The sequence below is a fragment of the Bradyrhizobium sp. CSS354 genome, assembly GCF_029051725.1.
Taxonomy (GTDB): domain Bacteria; phylum Pseudomonadota; class Alphaproteobacteria; order Rhizobiales; family Xanthobacteraceae; genus Bradyrhizobium.
Genome location: NZ_JAACFU010000002.1, coordinates 632,942 through 659,056, shown reverse-complemented (window position 1 = coordinate 659,056; position 26,115 = coordinate 632,942). Strand labels below are relative to the sequence as shown.

The window sequence follows — 26,115 nt, the reverse complement described above, 5'->3', positions numbered from 1 at the left end:
CCCGACCGGGCACGTATATCAGCCATCCGCAAGGCGACGGGGGCAATAGTGCATCGCTCCCCGGGGAGAGCGCGATATAAGCCGTCAAACCACTGCGCAGGGAAGGCCGGATGTTTTGGCTTCACCTGTATGCCCCTGTGCAATCTTGTTACCACAATCTCGCACAGTGGACCGCGGGTGCCAGCCGGCACCCGGTCTTCCCTGCGCCCTCTTTCCATTGAGGGTGAGACGACGAAGCAAAGCTCGGGCGAACACGCCGCGAGGATGCGAAGGTGTGCCTACAAGCGAGATGTGAATTTGAGAGCGACGCTCTTGCCTACGCTCCGTCATTGCGAGCGCAGCGAAGCAATCCAGAGTCTTTCCGCGTGGGCAGTCTGGATTGCGTCGCTGCGCTCGCAATGACGCTGCTGATGCAGCGGTGCGCCAAAGCTTCGGTCTCACGCGCCTCCTACGCAACGCCTTCGCACAACCGTCATAGTCTCTAACGCCCACTAACCAACGCCCGACTTTAAACTGTCATAATCGCTGAACGGAACCCGCACTCGCGCGCTCTTTACACGCCGTTAAGCGCGGCTGCATTGGATGCGACGGGAAAGTGCGTTGGGGACTGCCATGAGTGCCGCGAAGAAAGTGTCGGGAAAACCGGCCGCCGAAATGTTCGACGACATCCCAGTGCTTCAGCGCAAATGGCGTGCCGCGTTGAAGCCGGGCGAGCGACTGCCGCGCTACGAGGACGTGATGCTCGGCAGCCTGGGACGGCTCGCCGACCACATCGCGCTGCTCAAGGGCGATGGCGCGCTCGAACTGTCGCGCAGCGGACGCTACGTGCAGAAATGGCTCGGCGAAGAGCGTTGGGACATCCCGGTCGCCGCGCTCTCGCCCGATTGCGCCACCGCGCTGTCGGAAGCCGCGGCGAACGCGCTCGCCAAAGGCCGGCCGCACCAGGCGAGCGCCCATTGCGTGCGCGACGGCATGGTCAGGACCTACGATGTGCTGGCGCTGCCAACCGCCTCGCGCTGGGGCGCGACGCTGGTCGGCGCCTACATCAACGAACGCGGCGCGCAATACAATCTCCTGGACGCGATCTTCGCGTCGACCGACGACGCGGTGGTCTCGCTGGCGACGCTGCGCGACGCGGGTGGCAAGCCGTTCGATCTCCAGATCGTGCACCACAACAGGAGTGCGGGCCTGCTGCTGAAGGCCGAAGGCGAGGGCCTGTTGTGGCGCCGGATCGGCGAGGGAGACACGCTGCTGGCCTCGCTCGAGGTCAGGGAATTCCTGCTCAAGACTGTCTCCGGCGGTCGCGGCGAGCAGCTCGAGATCGAGAGCGACGGACGGCATCTCCGGCTGAGCGCCACCGCGTTCGCCGACGTGGTCTCGCTGACGATTTCGGATGTCACAGTGTTGAAGCGGCGCGACGCCTCGTTCCGCCTGCTGTTCGACAACAACCCGATGCCGATGTGGGTGTTCGACGCCGCGAGCAAGCAGTTTCTCAGCGTCAACGACGCCGCGGTCCAGCATTACGGCTACAGCCGCGCCACCTTCCTGCGCATGAAACTGCACGAGATCTGGCCGCAGGACGAGTGGGACAGCCATGCCGAGGCGCTCGAACGCATCGGCGACGCCTATCACTCCTCGCGCAACTGGCGGCATCTGCGTGCCGACGGCAGCGAGATCGAGGTGCTGACCTTCGGCCGTCGCGTCGCCTTCGACGATCGCGACGGCTATCTGGTCGCGGTGGTCGACATCACCGAACGGCGCAAGGCCGAGGCGCGGATCGCCCACATGGCACACCATGACGGGCTCACCGATCTGCCGAACCGCGAATATTTCCAGGAGCGCCTGAAGCAGGCGCTCGACCAGGCCGCCGGAAAGCGGGTCGGCGTGCTCTACATCGATCTCGACCTGTTCAAGAACATCAACGATTCCTTCGGTCATCCGGTGGGCGATCGCCTGTTGAAGGAGGTTGCGGCCCGTTTGAGCACCGCGGTCCGCGGCGCCAATCTCGCGGCCCGGCTCGGCGGCGACGAGTTCGCGGTGATCCTGGCAGCCGACGTCTCGCCCAACGAGGCGAGCGCCTGCGCGAGCTTGCTGATCGACATGCTGAAGGCGTCCTATGAGATCGACGGGCAGGAGATGGTGATCGGCGCCAGCATCGGCATCGCCCTGTCGCCGGGCGACGGTACGACGTCGGAAGAGTTGATGCGCAACGCCGACATGGCGCTGTACCGGGCGAAGTCGGACGGCGGCGGCGTGCATCATTTCTTCGAGCGCGAGATGGATCTGCAGGCGCAGAAGCGCCGTGACATGGAGCTCGATCTGCGCCGCGCGTTTGCGAATGGCGAATTCGAGCTGCACTACCAGCCGCTGGTATCGATCGCCTCCGACCGCATCTCCGGCTTCGAGTCGCTGCTGCGCTGGCATCACCCCGACAAGGGCATGATCTCGCCGGCGGAGTTCATTCCGGTCGCCGAGGACATCGGCCTGATCACCCAACTTGGTGAGTGGGTGCTGCGCGAGGCCTGCTCTGAAGCGGTGAAATGGCCTGTCGACGTCAAGGTCGCGGTCAATCTGTCGCCGGCGCAGTTCCGCAGCCGCAATCTGGTTCAGGTCGTGATCTCGGCCCTGGCGCAGTCCGGTCTGTCGCCGAAGCGGCTCGAGCTTGAGATCACCGAGTCGATCTTCCTGGCCGAGACCGATGCCAATCTCGCCATCCTGCATCAGTTGCGCGAGCTCGGCGTCAGCATCTCCATGGATGATTTCGGCACCGGCTATTCCAGCCTCAGCTATCTCCGCAGCTTCCCCTTCGACAAGATCAAGATCGACCGCTCCTTCGTCAAGGATCTGGCAGGGCGGCCCGATTGCGTCGCGATCGTTCGCGCGATCTCGGGGCTTGGCCGCAGCCTCAACATCACCACGACCGCGGAAGGCGTCGAGACCGAGGATCAGCTCGCGTGGTTGCGCGCCGAAGGCTGTAACGAAGTCCAGGGCTTCTTGTTCAGCGCGGCGCGGCCCGCCGCCGAGATCGCAAGGCTGCTCGCCGATTTCGGCCAGCGCGCGTCACGGGCGGCGTAGCTCGGGCGGGTAGCAATCGTAGACCAGCGCCTTGAAGGCGGGCGTGATGCGGCTGCGCTCGTTCTGGGTCTGCTGCATCAGCAGGTAGACCATGTCGAGCTTGGGATCGACGCCGAAATAGGTGCCGCTGCCGCTGTCCCATTTCAACTCGCCGAGCGAGCCCGGCGGCGGCGGTTTGGCATTGCCGGGATCGGTCCGCACCGCGAGGCCATAGCCATAGCCGAAGCCGTCGCCCGGAAAATAGAAGTAATCGCGTCCGACGCCCGAGCCCGGCCCGACGTGATCGGTCGTCATGGCCTTGAACGCGGCGGGGCTCAGATAGCGCTTGCCGTCGAACTCGCCGCCATTGAGCAGCATCTGCGAGAAGCGCTGATAGTCGGTGATCGTCGAGAGCAGCCCGCCGCCGCCGGACTGCCATTCGGGATGGTCGAGGCGGTCGCGCTCGCCGGCGAGCAGGATGTTGTCGTTCGGCAGCGGCCGCGCCATCCGCGCGAGCTCGTCCTCGGTCGCCAGCGCGAATTTGGTGCTGCTCATGCCGAGCGGGTCGAAGATGCGCTGCTTGAGGAATTGGTACAGCGTCTGGCCCGAGATGATCTCAATGACACTGCCGAGCACGTCGGTGGAATGACCGTAGCGCCACAGCGTTCCCGGCTGCCGAGCCAGCGGCAGCTTTGCGATACGTTGGGCGAATTCCCTGTTGTTGAACTGACCTTCGAAGATGTTGGCGGCCTTGTAGGCCTGCTCGACCCATTTGCCGCCGATATAATCGTAGCTGATGCCGGAGGTGTGCCGCAGCAGATCCTCGATGTTGACGGGACGGACCGGGGCGACGAGATCCAGATGCAAGGTGCCGTCGGGGTTGGTGACCTCCAGGCCCACCTTGGTGTCGGCAAAGAGGGGAATGTATTTCGACACGGGGTCGGTGAGCGCGAGCTTGCCCTCGTCGATCAGCATCATCGCGCCAAGGCACGTGACCGGCTTGGTCATGGAGTGGATGGCGAAGATCGTATCGGGCGTCATCGCGAGGCCCGTCCTGGTGTCGCGCACGCCGAAAGTCTTCAGATAGACCGGCGTGCCGTGCTGCTGGACCAGCACCACGGCGCCCGGCAGCCGGCCGCTCGTCACCTCGTTGTCGAAATACGCTGTGATGCGGTCGAGTCCGTCGGACGACGGAGCAGGGAGGTCTGCAGCGCGCGCCCGCGCCATCGTGCCGGCCAGCAGCGCGGCTCCGACCAGAAATTCACGACGCTTCATCCGGGCTTCCTCCCTGGCCGGGATCAAAGCCGCAAGACGTCGAAGGCGTCAACACGCCTTCGATTAAAATCGCGTCACGATTTCAGAAAGGATCGGTCGCGGACGGTCTTCGCTCGGCTTGGTCGGATTCCCGATATGGACGAAGCCGGCGAGTTTCTCGTCCGGCTTGAGGCCGAGGCCATCCAGCACGTCGCGATCGAACGAGAACCAGCCGGTCAGCCAGCAGGCGCCGTAGCCGAGCGCGGTCGCGGCCGTGACGATGTTCATGACGCTGGCGCCGGCCGACAATTCCTGCTCGAAGGCCGGCACCTTCGGATGCGGCTTGGTGAAGCTGACGATGCCGATCACCAGCGGCGCATCCGTGAGGCGTTTGCGCTCGGTCTCGACGTCGGCCGCCGGCGCGCCGGGATTCTTCCGGGCAAACACCTTCGCGATCACCTCGCCGGCGCGCTGACGCGCATCGCCCTCGAAAATGATGAAGCGCCAGGGCGCAAGCTTGCCATGGTCGGGCACGCGCGCGCCGATGGTGAGGATGGTCTCGAGCTCGGCCGGGGAGGGGCCGGGACCGGACATCTCGCGCGGCTTGACCGAGCGGCGGGTCTTCAGGAGTTCGATGGCGTCGGGCACTGCGGTTTCCTCTTCGGCTGGTCGTCGGGCGTGCAGTCCCCACATAGGAATGCACGCCCGCAACCGAAAGCGAGTTTAGACCGATTTCAGATGTCAGGCCGCGCCGCGCGCCCGCTTAACATCCGGCGGGGTCGCCTCGTCGACGAGGGCGGCGATGGCCTCCGCCGTTGTCATCACGTTCTGCCCGTCGCTGCCGAGCCGGCGGATCGAGACCGACTGCGTCTCGGCCTCTTTCTTGCCGACCACGAGCAGTGCTGGAATTTTGGCCAGCGAATGCTCGCGGACCTTGTAGTTGATCTTTTCGTTGCGCAGGTCGATCTCGGCCCGAAGTCCCGCACGCCGGACTTGCTCCAACACCTGCTTGGCATACTCGTCGGCTTCCGACGTGATGGTGGTGACCACCACCTGCACCGGCGACAGCCAGAGCGGGAAGTTGCCGGCATAGTGCTCGATCAGGATGCCGATGAAGCGCTCCATCGAACCGCAGATCGCGCGGTGCACCATCACCGGCGGCTTCTTGCCGCTGTCGTGGTCGATGTAGAACGCACCGAACCGTTCCGGCAGGTTGAAGTCGACCTGCGTGGTGCCGCACTGCCAGTCGCGGCCGATGGCATCTCGCAGCACATATTCGAACTTCGGCCCGTAGAAGGCGCCTTCGCCGGGATTGATCTCGGTCTTGATGTGATTGTTCTGCGACTGGATCTCGCGCAGCACCGTCGCCATCACGCGCTCGGCGTGATCCCACATCGCGTCGGTGCCGACGCGTTTCTCCGGCCGGGTCGACAGCTTGACGGTGAGGTCGCCGGCGAAACCGAAATCGGCATAGGTCGACAGGATCAGTTCGTTGATCTTCAGGCACTCATCGGCGAGCTGATCCTCCATGCAGAAGATGTGCGCGTCGTCCTGGGTGAAGCCGCGCACGCGCATCAATCCGTGCATCGCGCCGGACGGCTCGTAGCGGTGCACCACGCCGAACTCGGCGAGCCGCAGCGGCAGGTCGCGGTAGCTCTTCAGGCCATGTTTGAAGATCTGCACGTGGCCCGGGCAGTTCATCGGCTTCAGCGCGAACCAGCGCTTGTCCTCGGCCTCGTCGCCGGCCGACTGCGCCGCGAACATGTTCTCGCGGTACCAGCCCCAATGGCCGGAGGTCTCCCACAGCGACTTGTCGAGGATCTGCGGGGCGTTGACCTCGCTATAGTCGCCGGCCAGGCGCCGCCGCATATAGGCGATCAGCTGCTGGAAGATGGTCCAGCCCTTGGCGTGCCAGAACACGACGCCCGGGCCTTCCTCCTGGAAGTGGAAGAGGTCGAGCTCGCGCCCGAGCTTGCGATGGTCGCGCTTTTCCGCTTCCTCGATCTGCTTCAGATAAGCGTCGAGGTCCTCCTGCTTGGCGAATGCCGTGCCGTAGATGCGGGTCAGCATCGGGTTGTTGCTGTCGCCGCGCCAATAGGCACCGGCCACCTTCATCAGCTTGAAGGCGTTGCCGACCTTGCCGGTGGAGGTCATGTGCGGGCCGCGGCAGAGATCGAACCAGTCGCCCTGGTAATAGATCTTGATCGGCTCGTTGCCGGGAATGGCGTCGACCAGCTCGACCTTGAAGGCCTCGCCCTTGTCGCGGAACACTTGTTTTGTCTTTTCGCGATCCCAAACCTCCTTCGTAAAAGGTTTGTCGCGCGCGATGAGCTCGCGCATCTTTTTCTCGATCGCGGCAAAGTCTTCCGGCGTGAACGGCTCGTTGCGGAAGAAATCGTAATAGAAGCCGTTCTCGATCACGGGGCCGATGGTGACCTGGGTGCCCGGCCACAGCGTCTGCACGGCTTCGGCCAGCACGTGGGCGCAGTCATGGCGGATCAGCTCGAGCGCGCGCGGATCGTCGCGGTTGATCAGCTCGATCCTGGCATCGGCTTCGATGGGATCGTCGAGGTCGGAGACCACGCCGTCGAGCGCCATCGCGACCGTGCGCTTGGCCAGCGACGGCGAAATGCCTTTGGCGAGTTCGAGGCCGGTGATGCTCTTGGCGTATTCGCGCCGGGCGCCGTCCGGGAAGGTAAGGGTGATTTTTTCCGGCGGGGTCACGGGCCTCAAATTGCTGAGGCTGTACTGGAAGCCGGATTCGGATTTGGGCTGCTCGGACTTGGATGGGTCCCTGGATGGGTCCTTGGATTGGTCGTTGGGCTGGTCGGTCATGGCATGTCTCCTGAGGCTCACTCCTGCGAACGAGCGCAGGTAAGCGGGAACGAGCGATATATCAGGCGATTCGGCCTGCGCAATCCGGCAATTCCAAGAAACCGGCGCGCAAAAGCGGGGGCGCTGCACGAACTATTCCGGGCAACGCCCTTTAACTGGTCGCAAGGCGGCTCTACATGCGTTTGCATGGAAAATGCACGCGTCGGCCGCTTTGCGCCAACCGCCCTGATGCTCGGAAATCTCGTCACCGGCTGCTCGGTCTTGGCACCGGCCGGCATGCTGCCCGAATTGGCGATGGGGCTCGACGTCAGCATCCATGCGGCCGGGCTCCTGATCACCTTCGGTGCCATCATCCTGTGCATCGGCTCGCCGCTGACGGCCTGGCTCACCAGCCGGATCGAGCGCCGGACGCTGCTCGCCACGACGCTGGCGGTGCTCGCTTTTGGCAATCTGGCCTCAGCCTTTGCGCCCGACTATGCAAGCCTCCTCGTCATCCGCCTGGTGATGCTCGCGGTTGGCGCGCTCTACACGCCGCAGGCCGCCGGCACGGCGGCGCTGATCGTGCCGGTGGAACGTCGCGGCAGCACGATTGCCTACATCTTTCTCGGCTGGTCGCTCGCTGCCGCCGTCGGCCTGCCGCTGATCACCTTCATCGCCAGCCGCTATGGCTGGCGCGCGGCCTATGGCGGGATCGGCGCCCTTGGTTGCGTCAGCTTGCTGCTGTTGCTGATGCGGCTGCCGGCGGGCTTGAAGGGGACGCCGGTGGATCTGAAGACCTGGAGCTCGGTTGGTCGCAACAGGACGATCCTGCTTCTGCTTGCGATCACGATGTTGCAGATGTCCGGGCAGTTCGTGGTGTTCACCTTCATGGGGCCGCTGCTCAACAAGCTGACCGGCGCAGGGCCCGATGCGATCGGCCTGGTGTTCGCTCTCTATGGCGTCTGCGGCTTCCTCGGCGTTGTCATCGCGACCCGCATCGTCGACACCTCGGGACCCTATCGCACCTCGCTTTTGTTCACCTGCCTGCTGCTTGCAGGAATCACAGGCTGGGCGCTCGGCGCCGGCACGCTCGGGTTGATGGCGGGTGCGGTCGCGATCTGGGGCCTCGGCTTTGCCTCGACCAATTCGATGCAGCAGGTGCGGCTGGTCTCGGCCGCACCGTCGCTGGCATCGGCGACCGTCGCACTGAACACCTCCGTCCTCTATATCGGCCAGGCGGTCGGCTCTGCCGTCGGCGGACTGCTGTTCGCCCGCGAGCTCCTGCATACGCTCGGCTTCGTCGCGGTCGGTTTCGTCGTGCTGGCGCTGATCCTGGTGGTCTTGACCCGGCCCCGGCCGGCAACTGCCGCCCCGGCCTGAACGGAAGCGTGTCCGTGTGCGCAAGGTGCTTGGCAAACCGCGCGCCGGGAGGCTAGAAGGCCGGTCATGGGGACCAAAGAGGGTTGACTGAAATGAGGATGATTCTGGCGGTTGCCGCGGTGCTCTATTCAGCTTCCGCTTTCGCGCAAGCCGACAAGCCACCAATGATCGGGGACAAGCCGTTGGTGCAGGTCAAGCCCAAGGGCAGCAAGGAGGCTGCGGCCAAGCCGGCTGCGGCGCCGAAGGGCAAGCCCCAATCGATCGCGGCGCGGCTCCAGGCTTGCCTCGACCTCGATGACGGCACCAAGGACCGGCTCAATTGCTACGACGCCGTGATCGCGCCGACACCGAAACCGAAGCCGCCGAAGGCCAAAGGCTACGCCGATTGCCGTTTCTTCAAGGAAGAGGACGAGCGGCTGGCTTGTTTCAACGGCTTTGCCGAAAGCATTCCGAAGCTGCCAAAAACCTGAGGCAGATCGCAAAGTCCGGCAGCCGGGCGGCTAGTCGCTGACCCGGCTCAACACGGCCCTGAAGGCAACGCCCGGCAGTTGCAGTGCGGTGCCTTCGAATTCCGCGGTGTCGCCATCCTCCCGTCCCGCGAGCGTCAGCGTGATCCGGTCGAGACCGAACAGCGCCTTGAAGGACGGGTCGTCATTGTAGCGCTCGGTCGAGATCTTGACCTTGATGCTGTCGCCTTCGCCCGTGCAGGTGCCGATGAACGCGAAAGCGGAATTGCCGCCGCGCATCTTGCCCTCCGTCACATAGACGACGCCGCAACCGGTGCCGTGAACCGTGTGGAAGTCGACCTTGTAGAGTCCCTGACGCACTGCATGTCCCCGCAGAATCCCAATGCAACTTGGCCGGCAAAGTATGATTGTTGCCAGCGGAAACAATCCGGTCGGCCCCGGGACCGTCGGCCATCAACAGCACGTCTTGTCAAGGCTCGAGAGAATTGCGGGCCGTGCAGCCAAATGCCGACGGGCGCAATATCGCAAACTTACCGGCTCGACGCGGATGGATTGGTGGAGGCCACGCGCGTGAGCGCGAGTGATGGCGTTGCCGACATCTTGACCAGGACGTCCTTGAGCGGGTCCCGCGTCCACGCTCGGGTCACATAGTCGCGATGGGTGATGCCGTCCCCGGTTTCGACGAACACCACGCTGCCCGGACGTAAGGGGCCGTCCATGTCTTCGGAGACGGTGATGCCTTTCTGCCGCAGCGTACTCATCAGTTCGCGGTCGCGCCGCGCGGTGTAGCGGGTGTAGGAGCTGACGAAGAAGCCGGAGCGGTGGCTCTCGATCCACGAGGCGAACTTGTCCATCTCGCCATAGACGGCGTCGAGCAACACGACGCCCCGGACACGGTCGCTGATGCCACCAACCTCGAGGCTCCAGGCCGTCGGCAGGAAGCCGCCGCTGTAACCGACGATCACGACCGGCATATTGGCGAAGGCGCGGGCGCTGTTGGGATCGCCAGTGAGCCGGGCCAGATGGTTCGCAGATTCGTCCAGGAAGCGCTTGAGGCCGCCGGCCTGCCAGAATTTGCCGGCGCTGGAATCGGCGGCGTCAACCGCCATTTGCGGCGCAAGCAGGATGGCGTTGGCGCCGGAATCGGTGACCTGCTGCGGCACCAGCTGTCGATCGCGGACGTCGCGCTCGAGTGTTGCGCCATTGCCGTGGAAGAACACCACGATCACGCCTGGCTTTCGCACGTCGAAATGTTCGGGCACGTGCATCAAGACGCGGTTATCGTTGTAAGTCTCGTCCTGCCAGAACACGCGTCCGGAATAGCTGCGGTGGCCGCGGCGGTCGCCCTTGGAGATGTTGAGGAACGGCGCGTCGGAGGCGGGGTTGTTGCCGAAATAGGGGAAGGCTGACGACTTCATGCTGACGAGCGTTGTCAGGTCCTCGCGGGGCGGACGCTGGTAGGGGATCTGCGGCGCGAGCGAAGCGACCTTGTAAGGCGCCTGCTCCGGCTGTGGCTGCACGGCGCGCTTGGGTGCGAAGTCCGACATCTGCCGTTCCAGAAAACCCTCGCTGGCGGATGGGAATCGCTCCCTGAACTGGGGGGCCGGGAAGCGATCCTCGAACGTGTCGTTGCTTGCGACTTGCTGGTTTGTCTTCGCAACGACCTGGACGTTGGCTTGGGCGTTGCCCTGGACGCTGGCCTGCGAGTTCGCCGCGAGCGCTGCCGGATTGGGCGCCTTGCCGCATTGAACCAGGGTCAGCGACAACGGCACCAAGGCTGAGATCAGGGCGATCCGGAGCGCACGACCGCGCGCGCCGGACGTCGTCCGGTCGGCGCGGATGTCAGCTCTCGGTTTCGGAACGGCCCCGACCATTCACCCATGACCCCAAGTCATGACCACAAGTCCATCGGCAGTCATTAAGGCAATTGAGCCGATGGGCGTTTAGGCGACGTTAAGTGTCCGGAGAAACTTCCCCACATCCGGAACGCTCAAAGGGACCACGCAATCGTGTCCTGATTGTGGGGGAGGGAAACGTGATGTCCCGGTGTTTGCGAAGCTTTATTGCCCCGGACCGTGCAATAATGGTGTTTGAGTACCGATTTTGCCCGCCTCATTTAACCCTTGTTAACCCTGCTTGAATTGACTGGACCGAACTGCACGATGCTTCCCACGAGGCGTGACGCCTGAGGTTGAGGACGGCGATGACGGCATCAGATGCGGGTACTGCACCCTGGACCGGCCGGCTAACCGGAAGCGGGTCGGGGGTCTCCGTTCTGGTCGCAACCGCCATTGTCGTGGCCGACATGATCGGGGTCGGCGTTTTCACCAGCCTCGGCTTCCAGGTCAAGGACATTCCCTCAGGGTTCTCGATCCTCTTGCTGTGGACCGTCGGCGGCATCGTCGCGCTGTGCGGGGTATTCTCCTACAGCGAGCTCGGCGCGATGTTTCCGCGCTCAAGCGGCGAATACAATTTCCTCGGCCGTGCCTATCATCCCGCCTTCGGCTTTCTCGCCGGCTGGGTGTCGGCGACGGTTGGCTTTGCAGCACCCGTCGCGCTCGCCGCGATGGCGTTCGGTGAATACGCCAAATCGGTCGTCCCCGGTGTGCCGCCGATCCCGCTTGCCATCGCCGTGGTGTGGCTGGTCTCGCTCGTGCAATTGACCGGCGTCAGGCACTCCTCGACGTTCCAGTTGATCTCGACCATCCTGAAGGTCGTGCTGATCGTTGCCTTCCTGGTTGCCGGCTTCATCGTCGGCGTGCCGCAGCCGATCGCCTTCACGCCGCAGGCGGGCGATCTCGCGCATATCGTCAGCGCGCCTTTTGCGATCGGGCTCGTATTCGTGATGTATTCGTTCTCGGGCTGGAATGCCGCAACGTACATCATCGGCGAGATGAACATGCCGCAGCGGGACCTGCCGCGTGCGCTGCTCGCGGGCACGCTGATCGTGCTCGTGCTGTACGTTGCGCTGAATGCGGTGTTTCTCCATTCGACGCCGGTCGGCGCGCTCGCGGGTCAGCTCGACGTCGCCAGCGTCGCCGGCAGCGCGATCTTCGGCAATCTCGGCGGCCGGATCGTCGGCGCGATGATCTGTTTCGGCCTGATCTCCTCGATCAGCGCGATGATGTGGATCGGCCCGCGCGTGATGATGACGATGGGGGAGGATATTCCGGCGCTGCGCGTGTTCTCGAAGCGCTCGGTGCGTGGCGCGCCGGCCTATGCCATCCTGTTTCAGCTCGCCGTCGCCAATCTGCTGCTGTTCACGCGCAGCTTCGAGGCCGTGCTCGATTTCATCCAGTTCGCACTGCTGTTCTGCTCGTTCTTCACGGTCGCCGGCGTCATCAAGCTGCGCATCACGGATCCCGACTTGCCGCGGCCCTATCGTGCCTGGGGATACCCGTTCACGCCGCTCGTTTTCCTGCTCGTGACCGGGTTCATGATGTACTATTTGTTGACCGAGCGGCCCGTGCAATCGCTGTTGGGGATGCTCGTCATGGTCTCGGGCCTGTTGATTTATGCTGTTTTCCGCAGGCGGCCGGTCGCCGCTGGCACTTCATCACATCGCGAATAGACATGTTTCGACCCATGAGAATTGCGGCCGTCGCTCTCGCCTTGCTGGCTGCGGCCGTCTCGTCCGCACGTGCTGCCGAGGCAACCTTCGACGACACCGCGCGCTTCCTCGCGGGCATGCAGCCTTCGGCGGATTCGCCGCTGGTGCCGCTCACAAAAGACCCGGGCTGGCAACGCCACGCAAAGTTCTTCGACGGCGCCTTCGCCCAGCTCGAGCAGCGCCAGCTCTCGAAGATCCGCAACTGGGCCGACGTCAATCTGGCGGCGCCCAGGCCGACCATGTTTTATTTGTTCAGCGGCCCCGACTTCCTCTACGCCAATGCCTTCTATCCCAAGGCCAGCACTTACGTGCTCGGCGCGCTGGAGCCGGTCGGTGCGGTGGCTGACCTGACGCGATTGCCGCGCGGTTCGATCGGCGCCGCGCTCTACAACGTCGAGCGCTCGCTCGGCTCGATCCTGAGTTTTTCCTTCTTCATCACCAAGCAGATGAAGGTCGACCTGCACACCAACCAGGTCAACGGCACCTTGCCGATCCTCTATGTCTTCCTCGTCCGTTCCGGCAAGACCATCCGCAATGTCGAGATGATCGCACTCGACGACAAGGGCGGCGTGCATGTCGGCAACGACAATCCCGGACCGAACGCGACGCGCGGCGCCCGGATCACCTTCGCAGGCCCCGACGGCGAGGCACGCACGCTGTACTATTTCTCGACCGATCTCTCCAATTCAGGTGCGCGCGCCGCAGGGTTCCTGAAATTCTGCGAGACGCTCGGTCCCGGCAACAGTCTGATCAAGAGTGCGTCCTATCTGCTGCACTCCGGCAACTTCACCGTCGCGCGCGACTGGTTGCTCGCCAACAGCGCGACCATCGTCCAGGACGATTCCGGCATTCCGCTTTCGAACTACAATTCGCGGCAATGGCGGTTCTTCCCGTTCGGCCGCTATCTCGGACCGATCGGCGAATTCCCCGGCCGCTACCAGGAACGCTACGCCGCGCTGTTCACGCGCGCCCAGCCGATCGATTTCGGCGTCGGCTACCGCTGGCGGATGCACGAGTCGAACTTGCTGCTGTCGGTGAAGGCACCGGGAAGCGAGACGGCGCCGGGCGCGGAGACCACCTCGTCCGCCGAGCCGTCGCCGAAACCGCCGCGTCCGAAGCGGCCACGTCCGCCCGAGCCGGTCCCGCCGCCACCCGGACGCTTTTTCTGGTCCCGTTAAGTCTGGTGCCAGGCCCGGCGTTACGCCGCCGGGCTCTGGGCGACGACGACCAGGACTTCCGCCTTCTGCCGGCCGAGGCTCCTGACCTCGTGCGGTGTCTCGCCTGAAAAATATAGGCAATCGCCCTTGCCGAGGACGAGTTCTTCGCCGTCGAGCTTGATCGCGATCTTGCCGTCGATGACAAACAGCAACTCCTCACCCGCATGCGAGGCGCGCGTCGCCGATTTGTGCGGCGGGCTCAGGAGGAACGGCTCCATCATCTTGCGGGTGCGGCCGGTTGCCAGTGGTACCACGCCAAAGGTGTCCTGAAACAGCGGGACGTTGCCGCCTTCACGGCGGAACAGCGTGTAGCGCGGCGCCGGCTCGGCGTTCGGGTCGAAGAAAGTCGCGACGTTGACCTCGAGCGCGGCTGCCATCCGCAGCAGGGCGGCGAGCGAAGGGATCTTCAGGTCGCGTTCGACCAGCGAGATATAGCCGCGCGTGAGATCACTCTGCCTGGCAAGCTGGTCCAGTGTCAGGCCCTTGGCGATCCGCGCCTGGCGAATATTGGCCCCGACGGCTGCCGCTTTGCTGACATCAAGCACGCATGAGTCTCCCGAACTGCTGATGTCTCTTTTGCAACAGATGTCGCCCGACTGCCAGTCCGTCGGGGAGGCGCTGTCGCTTCCGCCTACGCGCAAGTGTATTCCAAAGGAAAACTCATGCGCAGAAATTTAGAGCAAAGGCGCGGATATTGTAAGCAGAGACTCTGGAATATCGCATAAAATAGCACAGAAACAGTGCAGTAAGCGTGTTTTGCCGCTCCGCACGGCAATTGCCGCGTTCCGCGCCGTTGATTTCCAACAGTAAACATGATCGATTTTTACCGTCCGGGCTGCCGATGGGCTCCGTGGACAGAACCAACTGCTTCCCCTGGCGCCGGTACTTTTGGAGACATCGATGACCGTAGCAGACGACGTAACCCTGAACGTAGCGCCGGACGAGGCGGCGAGCTTGCGGCGGATCGTGTGGTCCAGCGTGATCGGCACCGCCGTCGAATGGTACGACTTCCTCATCTACGGCACGGCGACCGCCCTGGTCTTCAACAAGGTCTTCTTCGCTGCCGGCAATCCCACGCTCGCCACCATCGCGGCCTTCGGCACTTATGCGGTCGGCTTTCTGGCGCGACCGCTTGGCGCCGCGATCTTCGGTCACTACGGCGACCGGGTGGGCCGCAAGGCGATGCTCGCGATCACGATCATGGTGATGGGCATCGGCACCTTCCTGATCGGCCTGCTTCCGACCTATCAGCAGATCGGGATCGCCGCGCCGCTGCTCTTGATTGGGCTGCGATTCCTTCAGGGCATTGGCCTCGGCGGCGAATGGGGTGGTGCGGTGTTGATGGTGGTGGAGAATTGTCCGACGCACCGCCGCGGTCTGCTCGGCAGCATGGTGCAGGTCGGCAATCCCATCGGCAATCTCGCCGCGATCGGCATGTTTGCGCTGGTGGCGAGCCTGCCGGAAAGTGAGTTCATGTCCTATGGCTGGCGCATTCCGTTCCTGATCTCGATCTTGCTGGTCGGCGTCGGTCTCTACATCCGCCTCAACATGGATGAGACCGTGGCCTTCCGTCAGGTCCAGGCCAAAAAGGAGGTCGCAAGTCTGCCGCTGGTCGAGATCTTCAGGCATCACCGCCGGCCTTTCTTTACCGCGGTCGGGCTGAAAATCTCGGAGATCGCCTACGCCAGCATCGGCGGCGTGTTCGTGATGTCCTATGCCACGGCGAATCTTGGCTTGTCTCGTACGGTGGTGTTGAACGGCGCCTTCGCGGCATCGCTGGTCGCGCTGCTCGCGATTCCGCTGTTCGGTTGGCTGTCCGACATCGTCGGCCGCAAAAAGATGTTCTATGCAAGCTGTCTGTTTTCGGCGCTGTTTGCCTTTCCGCTGTTCTGGCTGCTCAACACCCGCGATCCCACCATCGTCATCTGCACCATCGTGGTCGCGATTACTTTCGGGCAGATGGTGATGTTCGGTATCGGCGCGCCCTGGTACTCCGAGCTGTTTTCCGCGCGGCTGCGCTATAGCGGCGCCTCGCTCGGGTTTCAGGTCGGGGCGGCCATCAGTGGCGGATTGACGCCGCTGATTGCGGCGGCTCTGATGGCCTGGAGTGGCGGCGCCACCTGGCCGGTTTCGCTGCTGCTGATTGGCTGCGCCGCCATCACGGCGACCGCGACCATGTTCGCGCCGGAAATGGCGAACAAGGAACTGACCTGATCCCGCGGCGCGCCGCTGCTGGTGGCGCGCCATCACTTCGCATAAGGATTTTGTCATGCTCGATGAGATAGGCGCCGGCTCGGCTGATAGCACAGCACGCCTCGGCTGGACTGGCCTAGTCCGCTTCCTCCATCTCGCTCCACGCGCGTTCCTGCCAATGCGCGCGATGGAGCAGCTCGTTCTCGTCGCCGGCCAAGGGATCGAGGGCGACCGCTACATGATCGGGCGCGAGGAAGGATATTATTCGCACAAGCCCGAGGAGGGCCGGCAGGTCACCCTGTTCGAGCTCGAAACCTTGATCGCGCTCAAGCGCGACGCGGGAATCGAACTCGGTCCCGAAGAGCATCGCCGCAACGTGACGGTCGAGGGCGTGCCGTTGAATCATCTGGTCGGCCGCCGCTTCTGGTTAGGTGAGACCTTGCTGGAAGCAACCCGATTATCGATTCCATGCCGGCATATCGAGGAGATCACCGGCAAGGCGATCTTCGATCCGCTCATCAACCGCTCGGGCCTGAACTGCAGGATATTGCAAGGCGGCATCGTCAGGGTCGGCGACACCGTGCGGAACGCGGCATGAGCGTACGGCCCATCACGACGATCAAGACGGTTGTCGCCGGCATCGAGGGCGCCGGCGCGGGCATCAAGGTGTTCACGCTGGCCGATCCCGACCGTTGGGCCCTGCCGCCGTTCAAGCCTGGCGCCCACATCGACCTGCATCTGCCGAACGGTCTCGTGCGGACCTATTCGCTGTGCAACGAGCCCGCCGACAACTCGCGTTACGTCATCGCGGTCAAACGCGAGGCCGATGGGCGCGGCGGTTCGCGCGCGCTTCACGACGAGGTTGGCATAGGCGACGTCATCGGCGTGTCACTGCCGCGCGGCGGGCTGGAGCCGGGTGCGGACATTGCGCGCCATGTGTTCGTCGCGGGTGGCATCGGCGTGACGCCGTTCTTGTCGATGGCCCGTCACCTCCTGCAGATTGGCAATGCAGACTTTGTGCTGCACCTCATCGTTCGCGAGGAGGTGCCGCTTGCCGCACACCTCGCGCCGCTGATGGAAGCGGGGCGTGTCGTCGTGCACCGCACGTCCTGCGCCGGGCGTCCGGATCTGGCGTCGCTGGTAGGAGAGGTTGGGGTGCAGACGATGGTGGCCTGCTGCGGGCCCGAAGGCATGACCGAAGAGTTCGAGGGCGTGACCGCAGCCTGGCCCGCAGCCAACGTTCACATCGAGCGCTTCGTGGCGCCGCCACCGGTGATCGACCCCGACGCAAAGCCTTTCGTGCTGTCGCTGGCACGTACGGGGACGGAAATCCCGGTTCGCGCCGGCCAGACCATGCTGGCCGCCTTGCAGGAAGGAGGCATCGACGTATCGACGTCCTGCTGCGGCGGCATCTGCGGCGCCTGCAAGGTCGGCTGGATCGAGGGCAAGCCCGTGCACCGCGATCGCGTCCTGTCGCCCTATGAGCGCGAACGCTTTCTCATGATCTGCGTCGCCGGATCAGACGCCGACCGGCTGGTGCTGGACCTCTGAAGTCTAGCCCTACCAGTGCACGCTCTGGCTCGGCACGATGAATGCCGTCGTGCTGGGCGGCGTGCCAGTGCTCGTCGCCAAATACCAGCCGGAGCCGACGACGAGCATTAGCAGAGCGATGATGGCGATCATGTCGAGGGTTCTGGGATCGTGGCCTCGCGAACCACCCCGCGAATCCGGTCTAGACCTGACGTGAAAATGAGGGCTGATTTTCCAGCGCATTGTTGTTTCCTCCCGCGGGAGCATCACATCAACGCGAGGGGAGAATTTCGGTTCCACTCAGGGTAGCGACGCCTAAGGAGCCGCATCAGTCTTGGGATGCGTTGACGCCGCGCCAGCGGCCGTAGCGCCAAGGCGAGTACCAGTGTGCGCCCTGTGGCGCGGTGAGGGGCACGTTGTCGATGCCCGAGGTGCCGAACGGGTTGCAACGGAGCAGGCGCGCGAGCGTCATCCAGCCGCCGGCCCACAGCCCGAACCTTTCGATCGCCTCGTCGCCATAGACCGAGCAGGTCGGCAGGTGCCGGCAATTGTAGCCAACCAGCGGCGAGAGCGTGTGGCGGTAGAGCCAGATCAGCGCACGGCCGAATTTGCGCGGAAGCCGGAGCGCGCCCGCGACGGGATTGGAACAGTGCTCGCAGGCTGATTGCTTCATGGGCGCTTGCTGAGATCCTGGGCGAGGTTCTGCGCGGTTCCGGTGCAGGGAACTGTAAGCTGTTGTTTGTACGTCATATTTTGCATGCTTTTTGGGAGCAGTGCAGCAAGTGCCTATGGACGAGCTGTATTCCCCCGGATACCATTTTTGTGACGTTCATGTGAGACTCATTGGAACGTCAGAACGGGGGCTTGGCTGAGTCGGTTCGCTGTAAGGCTTGGGTCAAAGCTTGGGACTTGGGGAAGGGACCAGTTTGAAACTTCTGAAGGCGCTCAAACTTCGCGGCTGGTTGCTGGTGGGAACCGCTGCTTGTGGAGTCGTGTTGGCTGGCGCCGTCGCGACCCTCGGGTCGTCGGCTCGGGCCGGTGCTGCCCTCGAAGAGCGCAAGCTGCCGATGAAGTTCGGCTGGGTCGCCTGCGAGCCGAATTGCCGCGGTTGGGTCAGCGCGGTCGGCATCATCACCGCCGATACGCCCAGGGACTTCGAAGAGTTTTCCCGCGGACGCCAGCTCGGCGGCGCCACCGTGGTGCTCGATTCCAGCGGCGGTTCCGTCAACGACGCGATCACGCTCGGCCGGCGCTTCCGCAATCTCGGACTTTTGACCACCGTCGGCATCAGCGTTCAGAGCCGCGGCGGGCAGACGGTTCGTCCGACGGTCGCGCCTCAGGCCTATTGCGAATCCATGTGCGTATTCCTGCTGCTGGCCGGCAAGAAGCGCTACGTGCCGGAAGCGGCCCATGTGCGGGTCCACCAGATCTGGATGGGCGATCGCGCCGATGATGCCAAGGCGGCGAGCTACAGCGCGCAGGACCTGATGATCGTGGAGCGCGACATCGGCCGGCTCGCCAAATACACGTTCGACATGGGCGGTGCCGGCGATCTGCTGTCGCTCGCGCTCAGCGTCCCGCCCTGGGAAGATTTGCACGAGCTCGATGCAGGGGAGCTCAAGCTCACCAATCTCGTGACGACGGATCTCGTGGCCGACGTCCTGCCGCATGTCGACATCTCCGCGCCGGCAATGGCGGAGCTTGCACCGAAGACCCAGGCGAGGTTCGGTGCGGAACCGGAGCAGCCTGCCAAATCGACCAAGACGGCGGAAGCGCTGGTCCCGACGGGCAGCGTGGCCACGCCGGTTGCGGCGTCGCAGAAGTAGCCTCGAATTGCCGATTTCATTTCGGGCCCAGCGACGAGCCCGGAATCAGCATCCAGAATCAGCCTCCGGAATCAGCCTTGCGCCGCAGCCGGCTGCTTCGCCTTCGCCTCGATCTGGCCGATGGCATCGACCACGGCATCGAAGGTCAGGAGCGTCGAGGCGTGGCGCGCCTTGTAGTCGCGGACCGGCTCGAGGAACTTGATCTCTTCCCATTTGCCTTCAGGAGGCGCGCCGTTCTCCTTCAGCATCTTGCGAACAGTTTCGCGTAACTCGCGGAGTTCGCTCGCAGTCGATCCGACGATCTGACTTGCCATGATGGATGAAGATGCCTGTCCCAGCGCGCAGGCCTTCACGTCATGGGCGAAGTCGGTGACCTTGTCGCCCTCCATCTTGAGGTCGATTTTGACGGTCGAGCCGCACAGCTTGGAATGGGCGGTGGCGGTGGCATCCGGGTCCGACAACCGTCCGAGCCGCGGAATATTGCCGGCCAGTTCGATGATCCGCTTGTTATAAATGTCGTTCAGCATGTGATGGAGTCCAGCAGGATCGGCCTTGGCGTGCGCCGTCCACGGCCCTATATAGGGTCGGAACTGGCGGAAAAACAGTCCAGCGCTGCGGCAGTGGTGTGATCCAGAACCGTGCTGTCGGCGTTCTAACTTGCAGATCTTTTCGCCGAAACTGTTCTCTCAGGCGTCCGGCGGTTCGCCGCCCCGTCTGCCGGTGACACTCCGGCCGCAAGGCCGTCGAACGGAGTAGACATGGACGCTACCATCAAATCCATCCGCCCCAACAAGCCCTCCGACCGGCAGCCCGAGAGCCGTCCGGCGGAGCTTGATCCTTCCGAATTCCTCGCAGCCGCCGTCCGCGCCGACCAGCCGCGCCCCGCGCGCGCCGAGGCCGAGCAGGCGGTTAAGACGCTGCTCGCCTATATCGGCGAGAATACCAACCGCGAGGGTTTGCTCGACACGCCGCGCCGCGTGGTCGAGGCTTTCGACGAACTCTATCAGGGCTACCACCAGTGCCCGGCCGAGGTGCTCGATCGCACCTTCGGCGAGACCGCCGGCTATGATGATTTCGTCCTTGTGCGCGACATCGAGTTCACCTCGCAATGCGAGCATCACATGATGCCGTTCTATGGCAAGGCGCACATCGCCTACACGCCGGTGGAACGCGTGGTCGGCCTCTCGAAGCTTGCGCGCCTCACCGACATCTTCGCCCGCCGGCTCCAGACCCAGGAGCACATGACCGCGCAGATCGCGGCGGCGATCGACGAGATCCTCAAGCCGCGCGGCGTTGCCGTGCTGATCGAGGCCGAGCATACCTGCATGTCGGTGCGCGGCGTCGCCAAGCATGGCGCCTCCACCTTCACCAGCCGCTTCACCGGCATGTTCCGCGACAATCCGGCGGAGCAGGCTCGTTTTCTGTCCCTGGTGCGAGGCCTGCAGCGCTGACCTCGCGAACAGACCGGCGAGGGCGTTGTGTCCGCTCACTCTCATGAAACCGAGGAAGGTCTCGCCTTCCTTCCCAGGTTCGATGCGGCCGGCCTCGTGACCGTCGTTGCGACCGACGTCGCCACTGGCGACGTGCTGATGGTCGCGCACATGAACGACGAGGCGCTGCGCAAGACCATCGCGACCGGCGAGGCCTGGTACTTCAGCCGCTCGCGCAATGCCTTGTGGCGAAAAGGTGAGACCTCAGGTCAGACCCAGCGTGTGGTCGAGATCCGCACCGATTGCGATCAGGATGCGGTCTGGCTCCGTGTCGAGCAGATCGGTGCCGCGTGTCACACTGGCCGCCGCTCCTGCTTCTACCGCAAGGTCGAGGCCGAAGACGGCGGCGCCAGGCTCGTCTTCGTCGATGCGGACAGGCTGTTCGATCCGGACGCGGTGTACAAGAAGTAGTCCTTCCGTCATGCGGAGCTGTCGGCCCGGATTAACCTCGCATTAACCATACCTGTCCCACGGTGAGACGACAGGGCGCCGAATTGCCGGCGCCCCTCAACGCCGCGCGGGGCGGGCATTTCATCATGTCGGTCGACAATTCCAGTGCCTCTCCGACGGCGGTTCTCGATCCGTCGCGGGCACGCGTCGCCGGTGCGATCAAGCAGGCTTCGAACGTCGGCGGCGTCAGCTTCCAGTACATGCTGACCACCGCCAAGATGGAATCGGATTTCGATCCCACGGCGGGGGCGACTACGTCATCGGCGCACGGGCTCTACCAGTTCATCGACCAGACCTGGCTCGGCACGGTGAAGGAAGCGGGCACCCAGCTCGGCTATGGCAATTATTCCGACGCCATCACCAGGACGTCGTCGGGCACCTACACCGTCGATGATCCCGCGATGAAGCGGTCGATCATGAAGCTGCGCGACGATCCGGAGGCCGCGTCCAGCATGGCGGCTGCGCTGACGCAGTCGAACAGCTTCAAGCTCACCGGCCTGCTCGGCCGCAGGCCGTCCGACAGCGAACTCTACATGGCGCATTTCATGGGCGTCGGCGGCGCCGCGAAACTGATCGCCAATGCCGAGGACAATCCGCAAGCGGTCGGCGCGCGGTTGTTTCCCAACGCGGCCTCCGCCAATCGCTCGATCTTCTACGCCAAGGACGGCCGCGCGCGCAGCGTCTCCGAGGTCTATTCGGTGCTGGATGCACGCTACGCCAGCGCGGCAAATTCGAAAACCACCCGCAGCGCGATGGCGATGTATGGCGGCACGCCGTCGACCGCGCAGGTCGCGAGCGCCAACGGCGTACACCCTGCCGCGCCGCTGATCGACAATGCCGCGTATCTCCAGACCTTTCCGAACACACGCGCGGTGACGCCGGTCAGCGCGACAGCGCCAATGACGGTCGCGGACAATGCACCGAGCACGCCGGTGTTTCGCTCGATCTATCAGCCCGGCGACACCACCCAGCCGGTCTCGACGACCGTGCAGAAATTGTGGGGCAACAATGCCTCGCTCACCTCGGTCGCGACCTCGGCCGCATCGGCGACGCCCGACGTCCGGCCGCCGCAGCCGCTTGATCTCTTCAGCGATCGCAGCGGCACGTTCTCAAGCTAATACGCACCCCGTGTCTCGGACGCGTCGCAGCGTGAACGCTGCTGCGCACGTCCCGGCGCGTGCCGGGTTGCCTTTGTTCCCTTAACAAAACGTCAATAAAACCAGCCAGTTATGGTGAACGCTTTGTTAAGCGTCGTGGTTTATTTTGTGTTGCAGGTGACAAGCCGTCACCGCTTCGTCTTCGTTGCGTAAGCCGGAAGCACCATGATCGTTCGGCAGTTCATCAATTGGATCAGGACGGCGCCCGCTGGCGAGCGGGCTGAGGCAACGCGGGCGTTGGCCCGGGCCTGGCTGATCTCAGACCTTTCCCATGACGACCGTGTTGCCGCTGAAGGCGCGCTTCTGATGCTGCTCGACGATGCCTCGCCGCTGGTGCGGCAGGCGATGGCCGAGGCGTTTGCGCGCAGCACCGAGGCGCCGGCGTCGATCGTGCGGGCGCTGTCGGCGGACCAGCCGACCGTCGCGTTGCCCGTGCTCGAACATTCTCCGCTGCTGATCGACGCCGATCTCGTCGACATCGTCGCGACCGGCAACGACGAGGTGCAGTGCGCGGTCGCGCGCCGCATCGCGCTGCCGGTATCGGTCTGCGCCGCCATTGCCGAAGTCGGCTGCGCGGCGGCAGCGCTCGAGCTGATCGAAAATCCTCATGCCGAGCTTGCGCCGTTCTCCTGGGATCGCATCGTCGAGCGTCACGGCCATCTCGCCGCGATCCGCGAGGCGATGCTGGTGCTGGAGGATCTGCCGTCCGCAACGCGCGCCGCGCTGGTGGCAAAACTCTCGGAGACGCTGGCTCAATTCGTCGTGGCCCGGAACTGGCTGAGTGCCGACCGCGCCGAGCGCATCGCGACCGAGGCGCGCGACCGCTCCACCATGAACATCGCGGCGCGCTCGCGGGGCGAAGACATGGAAGGTCTGGTGCGGCACCTGCGCATCACCGGCCAGCTCACCGCGGGTCTCATTCTGCGCGCGCTGCTGTCGAGTAATCTCGACCTGTTCGACGCGGCGCTGGCTGAGCTCGCCGAGTTGCCGCTGGCGCGCGTGTCCGCGCTGCTGCACGATCGCGGCGGCAACAGCCTGCACGCGCTGCTCCGTCGCGCCGGGCTTCCCGAGACGACGTTTGCGGCCTTCCAGGTCGCCCTTGATGCCTGCCACGAGCAAGGCTTCGTCGACAGCGACGACAATGCGGCGCGGCTGCGCCGCCGCATGGTCGAGCGCGTGCTCACCCATTGCGAGACCGACCGCGGCGCGACGGAGCCGCTGATGGTCCTGCTGCGCCGCTTCGCCACCGAATCCGCCCGCGAAGAGGCAAGGCTGTTCTGCGACGAGCTGGTCGCGGACGACGCGGTCGATCCGGTGTATAGCGAGCTGATTGCGGCGTAGTTCGAGCCGGTCCCGAAAACTCCGTCATTGCGAGCGTAGCGAAGCAATCCCGAATCCCATCGCGGGAACAGTCTGGATTGCTTCGCTCCGCTCGCAATGACGAGAGGGAAAAGCTACCCCGCCGGCGCGATGCTGGGCGCCAGGATCACTTCGAGATGCTCGGGGCGGTCGCGGTTGGCGTGGGCGAGATAGTCGTCGGCGACCTTGCGCAGGCGCCGGCCGAGCTCGGCGGAGACGCTGATGCTGTCGAGTTTGGTATTCTCGTGCACGATGGCGAGGATGGCGTTGATGTGGTGCGTGAACAACTCGGCCGGCACCTTTTCGAGATCGGGCGCGTGCTCGATGACGCGGCACAGGCTCTCGGCTATGCCTGCCGCCGCCGGATAGCCGAAGGTCGCGGCATCGCCCTTGATGTCGTGCGCGGCGCGAAACAACTCGTCGCGCCTGTCCTTGGTGAAGCCGTCGTGTCGGATGGCGACGTAGGCGGCCGATAGCCGGTTGATCTCGGTCGCCATCCAGTCCTTGAACTCGCCGGCGAGGCCCGCGAGCGCCTGTTCGGCGCGGCCGATCGGATCGTCCATGTCCTTCTCTTCGACACGGCGCAGGACCGACCGCAGCGGGTTGGGCTGTGTGATGATTTGATGCGTGGCGAAGGCCGTGATCTCGATGTCTCTTGCGCTGTTCTTCGCCATGGTATCGGCCTCGATCGTGAGAGACGTTGCGCTAGATGGTGGAGCGGGCCTTGTCGAGCAGCGAGGGCTGCTGCAGCACCTCGTGCTTTTCGCCGACGCGGCGCTCGGGGCCCATATAGGCGGAGTTGATGTTGCGGCGCCGGTCCGGGCCGAAATAGGTCTTGGTCTTGATGAAGGGGCGGGGACTGGCGACCACGTTGAGGATGCGCTGGTAGAGCCCCTTGGCCGAGATCGGTTTGGCCAGGAATTCGGTGACGCCGGCATCGCGCGCCACCGTGACGCGGCGTTTCTCGGAATGACCGGTCAGCATGATGATCGGCGCGTAGGGATTGCCCTTGGATTCCGGCTGCCGGATCATCTGCGCCAGTTCGAGCCCGTCGAAGATCGGCATCGCCCAGTCGGTGATGACGATGTCGGGCACATAATGGCTGTACATTTCCAGCGCCGTGGCGCCGTCCTCGGCCTCGTAGACTTCGCGCGCGCCAAAGGAATGCAGCAGCGTCCGCAGGATGCGGCGCATGTGCGGATTGTCGTCGCAGACGAGGAAACGCAGCTTGTTGAAATCGATGCGGAACATGGAGCCCGGGCCGGAGCGGTCAACTTTCGTTAACCATATCTCGCCGGGGGTTAATGAAGGGTTGCGATCTGCAGTCCGGCGAGGCGGCTCAAGAGCCGAACTGTTCGCGCAGAATGCGTTCTTCCAAGCTGTGACCGGGGTCGAACAGCATGCGCATCGAGATGGTCCTGTCGGACAGCACCTCGACGCGGCGAACATCGCGCACCTCGTCGTGGTCGGCGACCGCCGCCACGGGGCGCTTGTCGCCCTCCAGCACCTCGATCACGACATAAGCCGTGTTCGGCAGCAGCGCGCCGCGCCAGCGTCGCGGGCGGAAGGCGCTGATCGGCGTCAGCGCCAGGAGCGCGGCGTTGATCGGCAGGATCGGACCCTGGGCGGACAGATTGTAGGCGGTCGAGCCGGCCGGCGTTGCCACCATGATGCCGTCGGCGATCAGCTCGGACATGCGCTCGCGCTCGTCGATCAGGATCCGCAGGCGCGCGGCTTGGTAGGTCTGCCGGAACAGGGCGACCTCGTTGATGGCGTGATGCAGGTGGACGCGGTCGTTGGCGTCCGTCGCGCGCATCAGGAGCGGGTGGATTTCGGATTCCTGCGCCGCCTCGAGACGGGCTCGAAGATCGACGGTCGAGTACTCGTTCATCAGGAAGCCGACGGTGCCGCGGTGCATGCCGTAGATCGGCTTGCCCGTATGCATGTGTTGATGCAGCGTCTGGAGCATGAGCCCGTCGCCGCCGAGTGCGACCACGATGTCGGCGTCCTTCGGATCGCAATTGCCGAAGTCCCTGGTGAGCTGGCCGAAGGCGGCTTGCGCCTCGCTGCTCGGGCTGGCGACGAAGGCGATCCGGTCGTATCGCGCTGGCTTGGTCATGGCTTCCGGGCAGGGCCGCTGGCTGGAGAAAGTTCCGCCGGGCTCGTCTAACGATCTCGACCTCGATTGTCGAGGAGGACCGCCCTTCAAAGGAGACTGGCAACTGGCCATCTCGGCCTGAAGACAAAACCGGGTCGATTTATGCCTAACCAGGCCCTTCAGGCGCGGCCGGGCCTGTGATCCCCCAAACCGTCG

25 protein-coding genes are annotated in these 26,115 nt (G+C 64.3%); 13 read left to right on the top strand and 12 right to left on the bottom strand.

What is annotated here, in order from left to right; all coding sequences use genetic code 11:
- The first annotated feature begins 612 nt into the window (after positions 1 to 612).
- The gene (locus tag GWG67_RS07040) at positions 613 to 3,075 is read left to right on the top strand and encodes a bifunctional diguanylate cyclase/phosphodiesterase (protein WP_275168384.1); all 2,463 of its coding nucleotides are present in this window, start codon (positions 613 to 615) and stop codon (positions 3,073 to 3,075) included.
- Here GWG67_RS07040 and GWG67_RS07035 read toward each other — a convergent pair.
- The 3 genes from GWG67_RS07035 to thrS form a co-directional block, all read right to left on the bottom strand.
- The gene (locus tag GWG67_RS07035) at positions 3,061 to 4,329 is read right to left on the bottom strand and encodes a serine hydrolase (RefSeq protein WP_275168383.1); all 1,269 of its coding nucleotides are present in this window, start codon (positions 4,327 to 4,329) and stop codon (positions 3,061 to 3,063) included. The genes GWG67_RS07040 and GWG67_RS07035 overlap by 15 nt on opposite strands.
- Positions 4,330 to 4,392: 63 nt before the next feature.
- On the bottom strand, positions 4,393 to 4,956 hold the full coding sequence (locus GWG67_RS07030; RefSeq protein WP_275168382.1) for a nitroreductase: 564 nt from the start codon (positions 4,954 to 4,956) through the stop codon (positions 4,393 to 4,395).
- A 93-nt stretch (positions 4,957 to 5,049) separates the two neighbouring features.
- The gene (gene thrS, locus GWG67_RS07025; RefSeq protein ID WP_275168381.1) at positions 5,050 to 7,143 is read right to left on the bottom strand and encodes a threonine--tRNA ligase; all 2,094 of its coding nucleotides are present in this window, start codon (positions 7,141 to 7,143) and stop codon (positions 5,050 to 5,052) included.
- A gap of 186 nt (positions 7,144 to 7,329) precedes the next feature.
- Between thrS and GWG67_RS07020 the strand changes: the two genes are divergently transcribed.
- On the top strand, positions 7,330 to 8,502 hold the full coding sequence (locus GWG67_RS07020; RefSeq protein WP_275168380.1) for an MFS transporter: 1,173 nt from the start codon (positions 7,330 to 7,332) through the stop codon (positions 8,500 to 8,502).
- A gap of 92 nt (positions 8,503 to 8,594) precedes the next feature.
- Complete coding sequence (locus tag GWG67_RS07015; RefSeq protein ID WP_275168379.1) at positions 8,595 to 8,972, top strand: hypothetical protein; 378 nt, start codon at positions 8,595 to 8,597, stop codon at positions 8,970 to 8,972.
- A gap of 30 nt (positions 8,973 to 9,002) precedes the next feature.
- Here GWG67_RS07015 and GWG67_RS07010 read toward each other — a convergent pair whose 3' ends face one another.
- Together GWG67_RS07010 and GWG67_RS07005 are read right to left on the bottom strand one after the other, a co-directional pair.
- A complete protein-coding gene (locus tag GWG67_RS07010) occupies positions 9,003 to 9,329 on the bottom strand; it encodes a GrlR family regulatory protein (protein ID WP_275168378.1) in 327 nt (108 codons plus the stop codon).
- 170 nt (positions 9,330 to 9,499) lie between these two features.
- Positions 9,500 to 10,843, bottom strand: a complete 1,344-nt coding sequence (locus GWG67_RS07005; RefSeq protein WP_275168377.1) for an alpha/beta hydrolase — start codon at positions 10,841 to 10,843, stop codon at positions 9,500 to 9,502.
- A 329-nt stretch (positions 10,844 to 11,172) separates the two neighbouring features.
- Here GWG67_RS07005 and GWG67_RS07000 point away from each other — a divergent pair, with 329 nt between their 5' ends.
- A complete protein-coding gene (locus tag GWG67_RS07000; protein WP_275168376.1) occupies positions 11,173 to 12,540 on the top strand; it encodes an APC family permease in 1,368 nt (455 codons plus the stop codon).
- Between the two features lie 2 nt (positions 12,541 to 12,542).
- Complete coding sequence (locus GWG67_RS06995) at positions 12,543 to 13,757, top strand: hypothetical protein (RefSeq protein WP_275168375.1); 1,215 nt, start codon at positions 12,543 to 12,545, stop codon at positions 13,755 to 13,757.
- Positions 13,758 to 13,777: 20 nt separating this feature from the next.
- Here GWG67_RS06995 and GWG67_RS06990 read toward each other — a convergent pair whose 3' ends face one another.
- Entirely contained in the window at positions 13,778 to 14,341 is a 564-nt protein-coding gene (locus GWG67_RS06990) for a helix-turn-helix domain-containing protein (protein WP_275168374.1), read from the bottom strand.
- Between the two features lie 355 nt (positions 14,342 to 14,696).
- Between GWG67_RS06990 and GWG67_RS06985 the strand changes: the two genes are divergently transcribed.
- Genes GWG67_RS06985 through GWG67_RS06975 form a run of 3 tightly spaced genes read left to right on the top strand, consistent with a single transcriptional unit; the run spans position 14,697 to position 17,540 of the window.
- The gene (locus tag GWG67_RS06985; protein WP_275168373.1) at positions 14,697 to 16,010 is read left to right on the top strand and encodes an MFS transporter; all 1,314 of its coding nucleotides are present in this window, start codon (positions 14,697 to 14,699) and stop codon (positions 16,008 to 16,010) included.
- Positions 16,011 to 16,065: 55 nt separating this feature from the next.
- The gene (locus GWG67_RS06980; protein WP_275168372.1) at positions 16,066 to 16,587 is read left to right on the top strand and encodes an MOSC domain-containing protein; all 522 of its coding nucleotides are present in this window, start codon (positions 16,066 to 16,068) and stop codon (positions 16,585 to 16,587) included.
- Complete coding sequence (locus GWG67_RS06975; protein WP_275168371.1) at positions 16,584 to 17,540, top strand: PDR/VanB family oxidoreductase; 957 nt, start codon at positions 16,584 to 16,586, stop codon at positions 17,538 to 17,540. The genes GWG67_RS06980 and GWG67_RS06975 overlap by 4 nt, the downstream gene beginning before the upstream one ends.
- A 9-nt stretch (positions 17,541 to 17,549) precedes the next feature.
- On the opposite strand, the gene GWG67_RS06970 is transcribed toward GWG67_RS06975, so the two are convergent.
- On the bottom strand, positions 17,550 to 17,762 hold the full coding sequence (locus tag GWG67_RS06970; protein WP_275168370.1) for a hypothetical protein: 213 nt from the start codon (positions 17,760 to 17,762) through the stop codon (positions 17,550 to 17,552).
- A gap of 85 nt (positions 17,763 to 17,847) precedes the next feature.
- Positions 17,848 to 18,192 carry a membrane protein insertion efficiency factor YidD gene (gene yidD, locus GWG67_RS06965; protein WP_275168369.1) on the bottom strand — a complete coding sequence of 115 codons (345 nt, stop codon included), beginning with the start codon at positions 18,190 to 18,192 and terminating at the stop codon, positions 17,848 to 17,850.
- Positions 18,193 to 18,445: 253 nt separating this feature from the next.
- On the opposite strand from yidD, the gene GWG67_RS06960 reads away from it, so the two are divergent.
- Positions 18,446 to 19,345, top strand: coding sequence for a hypothetical protein (locus GWG67_RS06960; protein WP_275168368.1), 900 nt, complete (start codon positions 18,446 to 18,448; stop codon positions 19,343 to 19,345).
- Positions 19,346 to 19,416: 71 nt separating this feature from the next.
- Here GWG67_RS06960 and GWG67_RS06955 read toward each other — a convergent pair whose 3' ends face one another.
- Entirely contained in the window at positions 19,417 to 19,872 is a 456-nt protein-coding gene (locus GWG67_RS06955; protein ID WP_275168367.1) for an iron-sulfur cluster assembly scaffold protein, read from the bottom strand.
- A gap of 231 nt (positions 19,873 to 20,103) precedes the next feature.
- Here GWG67_RS06955 and folE point away from each other — a divergent pair, with 231 nt between their 5' ends.
- The 4 genes from folE (at position 20,104) to GWG67_RS06935 (ending at position 23,783) form a co-directional block, all read left to right on the top strand.
- The gene (gene folE / locus GWG67_RS06950) at positions 20,104 to 20,796 is read left to right on the top strand and encodes a GTP cyclohydrolase I FolE (RefSeq protein WP_007602630.1); all 693 of its coding nucleotides are present in this window, start codon (positions 20,104 to 20,106) and stop codon (positions 20,794 to 20,796) included.
- 27 nt (positions 20,797 to 20,823) lie between these two features.
- Positions 20,824 to 21,246 carry a phosphoribosyl-AMP cyclohydrolase gene (hisI, locus tag GWG67_RS06945; RefSeq protein ID WP_275168366.1) on the top strand — a complete coding sequence of 141 codons (423 nt, stop codon included), beginning with the start codon at positions 20,824 to 20,826 and terminating at the stop codon, positions 21,244 to 21,246.
- An 83-nt stretch (positions 21,247 to 21,329) separates the two neighbouring features.
- Entirely contained in the window at positions 21,330 to 22,403 is a 1,074-nt protein-coding gene (locus GWG67_RS06940) for a lytic transglycosylase domain-containing protein (protein WP_275168365.1), read from the top strand.
- A gap of 204 nt (positions 22,404 to 22,607) precedes the next feature.
- Complete coding sequence (locus tag GWG67_RS06935; protein WP_275168364.1) at positions 22,608 to 23,783, top strand: DUF2336 domain-containing protein; 1,176 nt, start codon at positions 22,608 to 22,610, stop codon at positions 23,781 to 23,783.
- Positions 23,784 to 23,896: 113 nt separating this feature from the next.
- On the opposite strand, the gene GWG67_RS06930 is transcribed toward GWG67_RS06935, so the two are convergent.
- The 3 genes from GWG67_RS06930 to GWG67_RS06920 form a co-directional block, all read right to left on the bottom strand.
- Positions 23,897 to 24,475 carry an Hpt domain-containing protein gene (locus GWG67_RS06930; RefSeq protein ID WP_275168363.1) on the bottom strand — a complete coding sequence of 193 codons (579 nt, stop codon included), beginning with the start codon at positions 24,473 to 24,475 and terminating at the stop codon, positions 23,897 to 23,899.
- A gap of 31 nt (positions 24,476 to 24,506) precedes the next feature.
- Positions 24,507 to 25,052 carry a response regulator gene (locus GWG67_RS06925; RefSeq protein WP_007602647.1) on the bottom strand — a complete coding sequence of 182 codons (546 nt, stop codon included), beginning with the start codon at positions 25,050 to 25,052 and terminating at the stop codon, positions 24,507 to 24,509.
- A gap of 88 nt (positions 25,053 to 25,140) precedes the next feature.
- Positions 25,141 to 25,920: an NAD kinase gene (locus GWG67_RS06920; protein WP_007602648.1), complete on the bottom strand. Its 780-nt coding sequence runs from the start codon at positions 25,918 to 25,920 to the stop codon at positions 25,141 to 25,143.
- Between the last annotated feature and the right edge of the window lie 195 nt (positions 25,921 to 26,115).